This window comes from Streptomyces sp. NPDC030995, from assembly GCF_055571215.1.
In genome coordinates this window covers 84,087-96,887 of sequence record NZ_JBVIFS010000005.1, presented here as the reverse complement: position 1 = coordinate 96,887, position 12,801 = coordinate 84,087, and the positions used below count along the sequence as shown (strand labels likewise).

The window sequence follows — 12,801 nt, the reverse complement described above, 5'->3', positions numbered from 1 at the left end:
TACGGGCAAATCCTTGACGCGATTACCCCTGCCCAGAGGAGAGATATGTGATGGAAACGGCAGCCGGACTCTTCGCCTCCGATATTTTTACCACGCATGCGCTGTACAGGGAACCCGACAGTTCGTCTATATCCCTGAATATAGAAATTGCGGCTCCGCTACATGTGACACATTCGGACTTACCGGGACGCAAGCCGCAACTCTTGGGACCGGCACGCGCCCGACCGCACGTGTCAGGCACCACTCCGCCGCAACCTCCTCCCCCGGCCCACCGGTTTGTGGGCCGACACCAGCAACTGGCTGAGCTGAAAGCACTGTTGAACGACGAGAGCTCGCGCGAGCGAACCGGGACTCCACCCGCAGGTTGCTCTCGCTCCAGGCCGCCGACCAGCTGCTGAGTCGCCGAGGCGTCAATGACCAACCGCTCCGGCAGCCGCAGTCCTCGGGGCCACCGTCTTCGCTGCCGCCAGAAGCAACCAAACCGGTACACCGGTACGTCATGGGAAGTGGATGCCATGGGACAGCTGGATCAGAAGGTAGCCCTCGCGGCCGGCGGCTCGATCAGGACCCGTCTGGCGACAGCCCGGCGGTTCGACGCCGAGGGCGCCGCCGCGCACCTGACCGCACGACCACGTGACCGACGCCGGATCCGGTGAGCTCGCCCCGATCCCGGATCAACCCCATGGCTGCACATCGGAGTGACAACCCCTCAGACCCGGGTGATCACCAGCCCGATCGGCCCTGATCCGCTTTTGTGCCGGATGTGGCACGGAATGGAGACCGACTTCAGGATTCAGAAAACGAACGGTATTATCGAATGAGCATTACAGATTACAGCCCAATAGGGCGGTCGAGGAACTACCTTGGGGGATCGAGTGGGAATCGATGTATTGGTGTCCGACGACCTGCACTTGTCCCGTTTCGGGCTCACTGCATTACTTGAGCGACACGAGGAGATCCGCGTCGTCGGATCAGCGGACAGCAACCTTGACGCGCTGGAGTTCGCCGAGCGGCACAAGCCGGACGTGGTGATCATCAGTTTCGAGGGCGGGGACATTGACGCGATCGCAATTGCCGAGAAGATTGCGAGCCTTCCGGGGTGCCGGAGCATGTTGCTCGCCACGGCGTTCACCCGATCCGTCGTCCGCCAGGCCTTCGCCGCCGGGATCGGCGGCATCGTGGAGCGAAGCATGCCTCCGCGCCAGTTCTTCGAGGCCATCCACCGGGTGCATCAGGGTGAGCGGGTCTTCGACGCGGAGCTGACCGTCGCCGCGCTGGTCAACGAGGACTGCCCCTTGACCCTGCGGGAGTTCTCCGTGCTCGAGCATGTCTCCCGAGGTGACACGGTCACCGAGATCGCGGCGCGCTTACACCTCTCTCAGGGGACCGTGCGCAACTACCTCTCGTCCATGGTTGCCAAGCTGGGGGCGCGCAACCGAATAGACGCGTTACGGATTGCCCGGGATTCGAACTGGGTCTGAGTGCCGCGTTTTCCGAATAGGGCTGTGCCATCGACTGTCGAGGTGACCTTCTCCTCGTCAGGTCGACCGTGCACGGCCCTATTTTTGGTACACGGGCGCGAGCGCCCCACCGGCACAGACCCGGCATCGGACGCAGAACTAAGATTAACCACCAGAACGCCGATAGCGCAATGACCCACCGAAGTCGATCCCGTTCCAGCGGAATGAGATCTTAATAATCGAATGCGCGATTTTCACTTCTATCGGTCGACTGCTGGATGACTTCACCGTGACCGTGTTAGCCTCACACTTTTACGCATGGGTCGTCCGGCTGTGATCAGCACACATAAAATGCCTCTGACCAGTAACAACGAGGACGACCGAGCCCGATTCCCGCCGTGGTCGGAGGCGCTTTCTACGTCCTGCGGGCCGAAGTCGGCTAACAGTCCGATGAGTCGGCCTCGAGGTTCCGCTTCCCGGCAGCGCGGGGACGCCACACCCTGATCCACTCCGACCCGGCCGAGCCCGGAACCGTGGACGCTGATGCCCCTCCCCCGTCAATGTCCGTGCGCGCGCCGGACTTTGTGCGGACGAGGCCTTCGGGCCACACGACACACCCTGCATGAGGATCCTGATCCGCTCCGCGTGAGAAGACAGCGGCAGGACAGTTGATCTCCTCAAGAGAGCTTCTCCCGGCCCGACTTGAAGGCCGCCGTGAAATCGGCCGGCTGGCCGCCGAAACACGGCTCCATCGCCTGAAGCATTTCGGCACATCACGGCGCGAGGCGGTTCTCCGGCGTCCGGCCCCGGACCGGGGGCCGGCGAGCGCCGGGCCGCAGGGCTCCCGGGCCCGGCCGGCACGGCCGCCGGGCGCCCCGTACCCCGGTGCGGACGCGAGCCACCCGTATGACCCTCGCCACTTGAGAGCAATTCCAAGCCAACTGGCGAATGTCCGCACGCTCCTTGCGTCGCGCCGCCCGCTCGACCCTCGGCCCGGTCGGCGCCTACGGCCGCCTCACGGCCGGCAAAGGGCGTCTGGATAGGCATCGACGAAGAGGCATCCAGTCGGCCGCCCCCAAGTCTCGAAAGCCATAGATTGCCTCAATCGGACACCGTGCCATCCCGGCACAACCTCTGTTGCGAGATGCTCCCGCTCTTCATTCACTTCCAGTGAAGTCGGCCGAATCAGGCCAATGCACACCAAGGAACTCCTTGTTGACGGTCGGTCACGTCCTGACGCCCGGTGATACGATCAACACACTTGCGGAGCGGCGGATGGGCGTACTACGACATCTCCGACCACGGCGGCCATCCGGCAGTGCCCCCGGTACGCATGGTCCGCCGGTCCACCCGCATTGACGGAATTCAACAACTGGCCGTCAGCGCCTGAAGAGAGTCTTATGACGCAGTACATACAGAACCCAGTGCTCTGGGCCCTCCTCGTCGCCGCCCTCGGCGCATTCGCCGTCATTGCTCGCCAGCGCACGGCGGCACAGGCGTTGCGGCGCGAGGTCGAGGAGATCAAAGCCCATTACGCCGAGCTGGAGCATGGCTTCTCGAAATCCGTCGAGATCGAGAAGGAGCATGCTCAGGACGCGACGAAGTCGGTCCTGAAGTCCGCGATGCGGACGCTCCAGGGCCTTGCCGCCGAGCAGCAGTCGGTCATCTCCGGGCTGCAGAGCAAGTATGGCGAGTCCGTCATTCTCCAGGACCTCCTGGAGATCGACCACACGAACTCTCAGTTCGGACGGCGCGCCCAGTCCATCGCCGTTTTGTGTGACGGCTGGCTCGGGCGACAGCGTGACGCCGCCTCGGTTTATGACGTGGTCCGCAGCGCGCAGGGCCGGATCCGTCACTTCCGGCGAGTGGAAATCCTCTCGCAAGTCGACTTCGGCATCACCAGCCGGGCCGTCGAGCCGGTGGCACTGGCTCTCGCCGAGCTGCTCGACAACGCCACCAGCTATTCCAGCCCGGACACCGTGGTCGAAATCAACATTCGTACCGTCCCCAAGGGCATCTGCATCGTCGTCGACGATGCCGGCGTCGGCATGAACGACGAGGAGCGGGCCAAGGCCGCGAAGCTCCTGACGACGGAGCGGGTCTCCGGCGTCTCAGGGCTCGGCAGCCCCCCGCAGTTCGGCTTCGCGGTGATCGGCGTGCTCAGCGAACGCTTCGGCTTCGAGGTGTCCGTGGACTCCGACTCTCCGTACGGAGGCGTCCGCGCGGTCCTCCTGCTGCCGCACGAGCTGCTCTCCGGCATGCCGGAGAAGAAGGCCCCGGCGCCGGCCGTCCCCGCCATGTCCGCGGCGGACCCGAGCGGCCCCGAATCCGCGGTGACCACGTCCTCGACCGTGGACGGTCTGCCGAAGCGCAGCCGCAAGCGGCCGATGGCCATCGTGCCGGGCAGCACGTCGGGCATGCCGGCGGCGACTCGCTCCGGTGCGGAAACGGCAGCGATCATGGGGGCCTTCCAGCGAGGCACGCAATCCGGACGGGCCACACGCTCGGACTCGCCGGATCAAACGAGCAGCACACGTGATGCGAGCAGCGAAGGGCATGGGGTCTCGTGAACGACGATCTGTCATGGATGCTTGACAGCGCCTTGGAGATTCCCGGGGCGCTGCACGCGGTCCTGGTCTCCGCCGACGGTCTGCTGATGGCCCGGACGAAGGACTTCGGCAAGGACAACGCCGACACCGTCGCCGCCGCGATGAGCGGCGTACAGTCGCTCAGCCGCTCGCTCGGGTTCTTCATCGAGTCGGGCCAACTGCAGTGGCGCCAGACGCTGGTCGAGTTCGACGGCGGCTGGGTCTTTCTGATCTCCGCCGGGGAGGGTGCCTACCTCGGCGTCTCGGCGACCCCGGACGTCGACATGCAGGACATCACCTTCCGGATGCAGCAGCTCGTCGGCCAGCTCGGCAAGGCCTTGACGACGCCGCCGCGTGAGAACCTCGGCATCCGGTCATGACCGGCTTCGACGGGTGGGAGCCCGGGGCCGCGGATTTAGTGCGTCCGTATGTCATCACCAAGGGACGCGGTCTGCCCGACGAGGCGCAGCTGTCCCTGATCACCTTGGTCACCGCCGCGGGCGATCACCAACAGCGGCCGACCCGGTTGTCTCCCGAGGAGCAGAGCCTGCTGGACCTGTGCGCCGCCGGCTATCTCTCGGTCGCCGAGATCGCGGGGCACATGCGGCTGCCGATGGGTGTGGTGAAGATCCTCCTCTCCGCCCTCACCGAGGGCGGCTACCTCATCACCCGCCCACCCGTGCAGCGCGCCCCGCTCACGGACAGACGCATCCTCGAGGAGGTACTGAATGGACTCCGCACCAAGTTTGGGTGAGCGGGCGTACGTCCGTGGCGGAGCGACCCAGACCGCCGTGAAGATCCTCGTCGTCGGTCACTTCGCCGTCGGCAAGACCACTTTCATCCGTGCGATATCGGAGATCCCTCCGCTGTCCACGGAGGAGACGATGACCCGCGCCGGCGAGTCGTTCGACGACCTCAAGGGAGTCCGGAGCAAGACCACCACCACGGTGGCCATGGACTTCGGCCGTCTCACCATCAGCGAACGCGTGGTGCTGTACCTGTTCGGGACCCCCGGCCAGCAGCGCTTCGTGCAGATGTGGGAGGACATGGCACGCGGCGCGCTCGGAGCGCTGGTGCTGGTGGACCCCGAGCGGCTGGCGGACTCCTTCGCCGTGATCGACCTGATCGAGCAGTACGGCCTCGACTACGCGATCGCCGTCAACCGCTTCGACGGCACGCCCGACCGCGAGGTACGGGCGCTGCGCGAGGCGCTGGACCTGCTCGACGACACCCCGGTCGTCACCTGCGACGCGCGCGACGAGAAGTCGTCCGCCGACGCGCTGATCACACTCGTCCGCTATTTGCTGCACCGCGCTCACTAGGAACAGACATGGACGCTCGACCCACCGCCCCCGTGCCCCCGCCGGGGTGCCCTGCCCACCATTCCGGCGCCCGGGTTCCGCTGCACGGACCGGGGTTCGCGGCCGATCCGCAGGCCTACTACGCCTACCTGCGACACTACGGCCCGACCGCCCCCGTGGAGCTCGCTCCGGGAGTGGAGGCGACCCTCGTCACCGATTACTCGACGGCGCTGCAACTCCTTCAGGACTCCGGCTCCTTCCGCAAGGACGCGCGCCGCTGGCGGGACCTGAACGAAGGCCGGATCAGCCCGGACAACCCCGTCGTGCCCGTGCTGGCGTACCGGCCCAACTGCATGTTCACCGACGGCGCCGAGCACCTGAGGCTCCGTCAGGCGGTGACGGACAGCATGGCCCGCGTCGACGCGCGCAGGCTGCGCCAGAGCACCGAGCAGGTCTCCAATTACCTCATATCCCTGCTCGGTTCACGTGGTTCCGCCGACCTGCTCGGTGACTACGCGAAGCAGTTGCCGCTGTTCGTGTTCAACGAGCTCTTCGGCTGCCCCGCCGACATCGGCGACCGCGTGCTGTTCGGCATCAGCGGCATGTTCGACGGCGTCAACGCCGACCGGGCGATCGAGGTGCTGTTCGGAGCCGTCGGCGAACTGGTGGCGCTCAAGCGTGCCCGGCCGGGCGAGGACGTGACCTCGTGGCTGATGCAGCACGAGGCGAAGCTGACCGACGAGGAGATGGTCCATCAGCTCGCCCTCCTGTTGGTGGCGGGCAACGAGCCGCTGCGCAACCTCATCGGCAACACCCTGCACCGGCTGCTCACCCACGACGCGTACGCCCACAAGGGCGGTCTGATCGACGAGGCCATCGACGACACGCTGTGGGAGAACCCGCCCATGCAGAACCTCGCGCCGCACTATCCGGCGGCCGACATGGAGTTCGCGGGGCAGAAGCTCCAGGCGGGCGAGCTCGTGCTGGTCAGCTTCGCGGCCGCCAACACCGGGCCGGCGCTGTCGGCCGCGCGTCAGGCCGGCAGCAACCGCGCCCACCTGTCGTGGAGCGCGGGCCCGCACGCCTGCCCGTCGAAGGAGCCGGCCCGGCAGATCACCGTGACCGCCGTCGAGAACCTCCTCAACCAGCTTCCCGACGTCGAGCTCGCCGTGCCGGAGGACAGCCTGGTGTGGCGCCCCGGCCCCTTCAACCGCGGCCTCGCCACGCTGCCCGCCCGGTTCACGCCGGTCGAGGAGGTGCGCCGGACGGTCCCGCAGGCCGGTCCGGAGGCGCCCGCCCGCCCCGAGGCGGCCAAGGCGAACGGCAAGCGCGAACGCATGTGGAGCCAGTTCCTCAACTGGCTCACAACGTGAGCCACTTAACTCACACCGGCTCCCCCTCCACCGCATGAACGTTCGACCTCGGGGGTAGTGAGGAACGCGTTGTTCACTCCTACTCACGAGGCAAAGGAGGTGTCGTGGACCAGATATCCGACGACGCCGCTGTCATACAGCACCCCACCGAGCTGGGAGCCCTCGATACCCGCCCCTCCAGGCGGGTATCTTCTTGGGCGCTCCGGTCCGCGGCCAGGGTTCCGGTGACCGCCCCACCGCTCGCCGGCCCGAGACCGCCCGTTGTGGAGACACTGGGCGGTCACGCGGCGAGACAGGTGCTGCGGCTGTGCGAGGCCTCGGGGTTGAGCGGGGCCGACTCCGCGGAGTACGCGCGGACGCTGCTCGCGGTGCTGGGCCCCGTCGCGGAGCGATCGCTCGATCTGCCGCCCGACGACCGCTCGTTCCTCTCCGACGATCACACGCCGGTGGAGTTCTCGCTCGCCTTCGTACCGGACGCGGAGCCGACCCTGCGCGTGCTGCTGGAGCCGGGGTACGGCGCCGGCAGCCTGACGCAGAACGGCCGCACCGGGCTGCGGGTCGTCCGCGAGATGGCGCAGCGATGGGGATTCGACACCAAGCGGCTGGACGAACTGGAGGACCTGTTCTTCCCGCCGTCCCCCGAGGGCCCTCTGGCGCTCTGGTGCGCGCTGGAACTGCTCCCCGGCGGAGTCCCCAAGATCAAGGTGTACCTGAACCCCGCGGCGTCCGGGCAGGAACGTTCCGCCGAGACGGTGCGCGAGGCCCTGCGCCGGCTCGGCCACCGGCAGGCGTTCACGGCGCTCCCCGAGGGCGACCGCTACTTGTTCTTCGCCTTGGACCTGGGCGACTGGGAAGAGCCCCGGGTGAAGGTCTACCTCGCGCACCAGGACCTGTCGGCCGCCGAGGCGGCCGGCCTTTCCCGCGTGGACGGCGGCCCCGGGCAGAGCGAGGTCACCAGCTTCTTCCGCATGGCGGCCGGGCACGACACCGACGCCGACGCCGACGGCTTCGACGCGGCGAACGGGCAGGACTCCCGACTCGTCCGCCGGCCCTTCCAGTCCTGCCACGCCTTCACCGAGACGGCGACCGGCCGGCCGAGCGGCTTCACGCTCTACATCCCGGTCCGCGACTACGCGCGGGACGACGGCGAGGCCCTCGACCGGGCGGTGACCGTCCTCGGCCGGCACGGCATGGACGCCGCCCCGCTCATCCGGTCGCTGTCCGCCGTCACGGCCCGGCCGCTGCAGGACGGTGTGGGGCTCATCGCCTACCTGGGGCTCGCCCACCAGCAGGGTCGGCCGCCGCGGGTGACCGCCTACATCTCCTCGGAGGCGTACGAGGTGAGGCCTCCGGCCGCCGTACCGTCCCCGCGGACCGCAGCCGCCCACTGAGGCACCTCGCCGGCGAGCGAAGCTCTCGGAGGTCACCCACCAGGAGCTTCGCCCACCGGATCCGCCACCGGATCCGCCCGTCGGCGGACCCTACGCGTCCTGCAACTCCCGCAGCTCCCGCAGGTAGGAGCCGACGTCCACCTGGATGGAAGCGCCCTCGGTCCGCCCGTAGCGCTTCTCGATGCGGCTCAGGTACGTACTGATCTCCTCGCGCATGACGTCCGCGGACGGCAGGGCGAGGTCTCCGTCGACGATCCGCGCCACCCACCGCGACTGTGCTTCCACGAGGCGCGTGATCGAGCCGTGGGGACGGATCAGACCGACGAAGTACAGGCCGGGCCGGTCGGGCGCGACGACACGCTTGTACAGCTCGACCGCCTCCTGCCGCGGACCCGCCGGACACCCGGCGGGCAGGAACGGGAAGGCCATGCGGAATCCGGTGCAGTAGACGATCGCGTCCGCCTCCACCGCGGTCCCGTCGGTGAAGCACACCCGGCTGCCGTCCAGGGAGTCGATCGCGGGCCTCGGGAGCACCGCGCCGTGCCGTATCCGGCTGAGGATCTCGTCCGAGATGGTCACGGCCGAGGAGAAGACGGGATGGTCGGGCTCGGGCAGGCCGTAGTCCGACAGCTTCCCCCGCGCCACGAGCAGCGCCTGCTCGACGAAGCGCCGCTGTTCGGGGAAGGACATCTCGTTCCACCACGGCGCATCGGCGATCAGGTCCACGGACATGCCGAAGAGCTGCTTGGGCACGATGTGCAGCCCCCGGCGGACGGAGAGCACGGTCTGCGCGGCGTGCCGGGAAAGGTCCGCGGCGATGTCCACGCCCGACGCCCCCATCCCCACGACGACGACCCGCTGCCCGGCGAAGTCACTGCCGTCGCGGTAGTCCATGGAATGCAGAATCGTTCCCGCGAAGGAGTCGGAGCCCGGCGGCAGCGGATTCGGCAGCACCGCCTCCGTGTTGTGGCCCGAGGCCACGATCACCTGCCCGAAACGCCGCTGCGTCGTCTCGCCCCGCGCGTCGCGGCTCGTGACCGTCCAGGCGCCGTCGCCGTCCTGTCGTACGGAGAGCACTTCGGTGCGCAGTTCGATACGGGGCAGCAAGCCGGCCCACTCGGCGAACGACCGCAGATAGGCGGCGACATCGCAGTGCCTGGGGTAGAGGGGCAGTTCGGACGGCATCGGGAAATCGGCGTACCCGGTGAGCTGTTTGGCACTGTTCAGATGCAGCGACAGATAGGCCGGGCCCCGCTCCCCCGCCTCCGGCTGGCGCCAGATCCCGCCGACGTCCGGTGCCTTCTCCAGGCAGACGAAGTCGATCCCCCTGGCCGAGAGGGCGTGCGCGGTCGCCAGCCCCGCCAGCCCCGCACCGATGACGCACACGGTCGCAGCAGTGGGAACGCCGCCCACACGTGACCCGACCAAGGATCCCTCCACAGCACACCATCCGTCCTCGTACCGGGCGTTGGCTTCCCGACCGACCCTCGTCTCACACCGACGACGAGGGAACAGCAGCGCAGGGACTGCCGCGACGGATGTCGCAACAGCCCCTGCAGGAGCCCGGACGGCTCACGATACCGATCGCGCGCTACTCCCAGTCGTCCCAGGGCGGTTCCGTCTCCTCCGGGTCGAAGGGCGGCTCCTCGAACTCCTCCGCGAGCGCGGCGGCGCGGGCCGGCACGGTGGCCTGGGCAGGCACAGTGGCCGGGGCAGGCACGGTGGCGGGGGCGGGCGCGGTGGCGGGGGCGGGCGCGGTGGCGTCGCACTCCGCCAGGGTGTCGAGGACCCCCTGGGCGTACTTGGCGAGTTTGGCCTCGCCGACCCCGCCGATGGTGCCCAGCTCCTCCACCGTGGCGGGAAGCCGCGTCGCGATCTCCCGCAGCGTCGCGTCGTGGAAGACGACGTACGCCGGCACGCCCTGCTCGCGCGCCGTCGCGGCCCGCCAGGCGCGCAGCGCCAGGAACACCGGTTCGGCCGCGGCCGGCAGGTCGACCGGGACGCGGGCGGCCTTCCCGGAGCCCGACCCGGACGCCTTTCCGGACGAGCCGGCGGCCGGCGCCTTCTCCTTGCGCATCGAGACGGTCCGGCGGCCTCCCAGCACCTCGCCGCTGGCGTCCGTCAGGACGAGCGTCCCGTACTCGCCCTCCACCGCCAGCAGTCCCAGGGCCAGCAACTGCCGTACGACCCCTCGCCACTCCGCGGTGCTCAGGTCCGCGCCGACGCCGAACACCGAGAGCGCGTCGTGGTCGAACTGGATGACCTTGGCCGTCTTCTTGCCCTGCAAGATGTCGATGATCTGGCCGGCGCCGAACTTCTGGCGCCGTTCCTTCGCCAGCCGCCACACCGTGGAGAGCAGCTTCTGAGCCGCGACCGTCCCGTCCCAGGACTCGGCCGGCGTCAGACACGTGTCGCAGTTGCCGCACGGCTCGCCCGACTGCCCGAAGTACGCCAGCAGCCGCACCCGGCGGCAGGTGACCGTCTCGCACAGCGCCAGCATGGCGTCCAGGTGCATGCCCAGGGACCGGCGGTGCGCCTCGTCCCCCTCGGAGCCGTCGATGAGCTTGCGCTGCTGGACCACGTCCTGGAGGCCGTACGCCAGCCACGCCGTGGCCGGCTCGCCGTCGCGGCCGGCCCGGCCGGTCTCCTGGTAGTAGCCCTCGACCGACTTCGGCAGGTCGAGGTGTGCCACGAAGCGCACGTCCGGCTTGTCGATGCCCATGCCGAAGGCGATCGTGGCCACCACCACGACTCCGTCCTCCCGCAGGAAGCGCGCCTGGTTCGCCGCACGCGTCCGGGCGTCCATTCCCGCGTGGTAGGCCACGGCGTCGATGCCCTGCTCCGCCAGGAAGGCCGCGGTCTTCTCCACCGAGGACCGCGAGAGGCAGTAGACGACTCCGGCGTCCCCGTCGTGCTCGGCCCGGATCAGCTCCAGGAGCTGCTTGAGGGGGTTGTTCTTCGGGGCGATGCGGTACTGGATGTTCGGCCGGTCGAAGCTGGCGACGAAGTGCCGGGCGTCCTCCAGGCCGAGCCGCGCCACGATCTCGGCGTGGGTGGCCTCGGTGGCCGTCGCGGTCAGCGCGATCCGCGGCACCTTCGGCCAGCGCTCGTGCAGCATGGACAGCGCGAGGTAGTCGGGCCGGAAGTCGTGGCCCCACTGGGCGACGCAGTGCGCCTCGTCGATCGCGAAGAGCGCCACCTTGCCCCGGTCCAGCAGCCGCTGCGTGCCCTCGGTGCGCAGCCGCTCGGGCGCCAGGTAGAGCAGGTCCAGCTCGTCGGCGAGGAAGGCCTGCTCGACGGCCTGCCGCTCGTACGGGTCCTGCGTGGAGTTCAGGAATCCGGCCCGCACGCCGAGGGCGGTGAGCGCGTTCACCTGGTCCTGCATCAGCGCGATGAGCGGCGAGATCACGACGCCCGTGCCTTCTCTGACCAGCGCCGGGATCTGGTAGCAGAGCGATTTGCCACCGCCGGTCGGCATCAGGACGAGGGCGTCACCGCCGCCGACGACCTGCTCGATGATCTCCTGCTGCTCACCGCGGAAGGAGCTGTAGCCGAAGACGCGGTGCAGCACCTGCAGAGCATCGGAGATCTCGGGGGAAGCGTCGGGAAGGGCCATTCACACAGCGTAACGTCATCCGCCGACAGCCCGGCTCCGTCCGCCCGAAGCTGTGGACAGCCGTGCTGCGCGGAGTCACCCGGCGGTGGCCAGTCGCTCCCGCCACCACTCCACGGTCGCCTTGAGCTGCTCGTCGAGGGGGGTGGCCCGTACGGCGAACGCGGCCTCGTACGCGCTCGAATCGACCACGAAGGGACGGTCGAACTGGTAGCGGATCTCCTTCAGTTCGCGGATCAGCGGGGAGAAGAGCGACGCGACGCCGAGCGCCGCCGACGGGAGCCTGCGCACCGCGACCGGGCCCGTGCCGGCCTGGGCGGCGAGGCGGTCGACCATCTCCCGGGTGGAGCGCGCGGGCTCCGTCGGGACGTGCCAGGGCCGCCCCCAGGCCCCTTCCTCGCCCGCGACCTCGACCAGGGCCCTGGCCACATCGGGGAGGTAGGTCCAGCTGTGCGGGGCGTCCGGGTCCCCGAGGGTGGAGACCGGCTTGCCGCGCAGCAGCCGCGGCACGACCCGCACGGCCAGGTGGCCGCCGTCGGTCACACCGGGCCCGAAGAAGTCGCCGGCCCGCACCTCGACGGCCTTGATGCGGCCCTGCTCGTGCAGGGTCCGCGCCTGCTCCCAAACGGCTGCGCGCACACGCCCCTTGGGGCCGGTCGCCGCGAGCGGCAGCTCCTCGGTCATGGGGCCGTCCACCGGGCCGTAGCCGTAGAGGTTCCCCAGCATGACGAGTACGGCCCCGGTCGCCTCGGCCGCGGCACAGGCCGACGAGGCCAGCGGGGGCCACGCGCTCGCCCAGCGGGGGTAGGGAGGGGCGGCGCAGCTGTAGATCGCCGCCGCGCCCCGCGCGGCCGCTGTCAGTCGCCCGCCGTCCGTCGCGTCCAGCGCGACGTGCTCGATCCCGGGCTCCGGACGGCGGCCCGACGTGGTGACGACCCTGACGGAATGACCCTGTTCGGCCAGCAGCCGGGCCGTCGCCGCCCCGGCAGGCCCATAACCCATGACGACATGAAGACTCACGTACGAACCCTAACGCGGAGGGGGCCACGGAGCCGGACCGGATCGATCAGGATCG

Annotated in this window: 11 protein-coding genes; 8 read left to right on the top strand and 3 right to left on the bottom strand. The window is 69.1% G+C overall.

Going from position 1 to position 12,801, the window contains the following annotated elements:
• Nucleotides 1–515 precede the first annotated feature (515 nt).
• From ACZ45T_RS10635 to ACZ45T_RS10600, 8 genes are all read left to right on the top strand, one after another.
• Entirely contained in the window at nucleotides 516–656 is a 141-nt protein-coding gene (locus tag ACZ45T_RS10635; RefSeq protein WP_468439557.1) for a hypothetical protein, read from the top strand.
• Between the two features lie 237 nt (nucleotides 657–893).
• Complete coding sequence (locus ACZ45T_RS10630; protein ID WP_468439555.1) at nucleotides 894–1,481, top strand: response regulator transcription factor; 588 nt, start codon at nucleotides 894–896, stop codon at nucleotides 1,479–1,481.
• Between the two features lie 1,379 nt (nucleotides 1,482–2,860).
• On the top strand, nucleotides 2,861–4,030 hold the full coding sequence (locus ACZ45T_RS10625; RefSeq protein ID WP_468440029.1) for an ATP-binding protein: 1,170 nt from the start codon (nucleotides 2,861–2,863) through the stop codon (nucleotides 4,028–4,030).
• Entirely contained in the window at nucleotides 4,027–4,428 is a 402-nt protein-coding gene (locus ACZ45T_RS10620; protein WP_468439553.1) for a roadblock/LC7 domain-containing protein, read from the top strand. Before ACZ45T_RS10625 ends, ACZ45T_RS10620 begins: the two co-directional genes overlap by 4 nt.
• Nucleotides 4,425–4,802 carry a DUF742 domain-containing protein gene (locus tag ACZ45T_RS10615; protein ID WP_468439551.1) on the top strand — a complete coding sequence of 126 codons (378 nt, stop codon included), beginning with the start codon at nucleotides 4,425–4,427 and terminating at the stop codon, nucleotides 4,800–4,802. Before ACZ45T_RS10620 ends, ACZ45T_RS10615 begins: the two co-directional genes overlap by 4 nt.
• Nucleotides 4,777–5,370 carry a GTP-binding protein gene (locus ACZ45T_RS10610; protein WP_468439549.1) on the top strand — a complete coding sequence of 198 codons (594 nt, stop codon included), beginning with the start codon at nucleotides 4,777–4,779 and terminating at the stop codon, nucleotides 5,368–5,370. Before ACZ45T_RS10615 ends, ACZ45T_RS10610 begins: the two co-directional genes overlap by 26 nt.
• Nucleotides 5,371–5,378: 8 nt before the next feature.
• Nucleotides 5,379–6,722, top strand: a complete 1,344-nt coding sequence (locus tag ACZ45T_RS10605; protein WP_468439546.1) for a cytochrome P450 — start codon at nucleotides 5,379–5,381, stop codon at nucleotides 6,720–6,722.
• Between the two features lie 263 nt (nucleotides 6,723–6,985).
• Complete coding sequence (locus tag ACZ45T_RS10600; protein WP_468439544.1) at nucleotides 6,986–8,113, top strand: tryptophan dimethylallyltransferase family protein; 1,128 nt, start codon at nucleotides 6,986–6,988, stop codon at nucleotides 8,111–8,113.
• 90 nt (nucleotides 8,114–8,203) lie between these two features.
• Here ACZ45T_RS10600 and ACZ45T_RS10595 read toward each other — a convergent pair whose 3' ends face one another.
• From ACZ45T_RS10595 to ACZ45T_RS10585, 3 genes are all read right to left on the bottom strand, one after another.
• Nucleotides 8,204–9,541, bottom strand: a complete 1,338-nt coding sequence (locus tag ACZ45T_RS10595) for a flavin-containing monooxygenase (RefSeq protein ID WP_468439542.1) — start codon at nucleotides 9,539–9,541, stop codon at nucleotides 8,204–8,206.
• A 163-nt stretch (nucleotides 9,542–9,704) separates the two neighbouring features.
• Entirely contained in the window at nucleotides 9,705–11,729 is a 2,025-nt protein-coding gene (recQ, locus tag ACZ45T_RS10590; protein ID WP_468439540.1) for a DNA helicase RecQ, read from the bottom strand.
• 75 nt (nucleotides 11,730–11,804) lie between these two features.
• A complete protein-coding gene (locus ACZ45T_RS10585; protein ID WP_468439538.1) occupies nucleotides 11,805–12,746 on the bottom strand; it encodes an NAD-dependent epimerase/dehydratase family protein in 942 nt (313 codons plus the stop codon).
• Nucleotides 12,747–12,801 lie beyond the last annotated feature (55 nt).

Excerpts from the sequence above, each read along its gene's own strand:
- ACZ45T_RS10635 (WP_468439557.1), top strand. The coding sequence starts at position 516 with ATGGGACAGCTGGATCAGAAGGTAGCCCTCGCGGCCGGCGGCTCGATC.
- ACZ45T_RS10625 (WP_468440029.1), top strand. The coding sequence starts at position 2,861 with ATGACGCAGTACATACAGAACCCAGTGCTCTGGGCCCTCCTCGTCGCC.
- ACZ45T_RS10615 (WP_468439551.1), top strand. The coding sequence starts at position 4,425 with ATGACCGGCTTCGACGGGTGGGAGCCCGGGGCCGCGGATTTAGTGCGT.
- ACZ45T_RS10610 (WP_468439549.1), top strand. The coding sequence starts at position 4,777 with ATGGACTCCGCACCAAGTTTGGGTGAGCGGGCGTACGTCCGTGGCGGA.
- ACZ45T_RS10605 (WP_468439546.1), top strand. The coding sequence starts at position 5,379 with ATGGACGCTCGACCCACCGCCCCCGTGCCCCCGCCGGGGTGCCCTGCC.
- recQ (WP_468439540.1), bottom strand. The coding sequence starts at position 11,729 with ATGGCCCTTCCCGACGCTTCCCCCGAGATCTCCGATGCTCTGCAGGTG.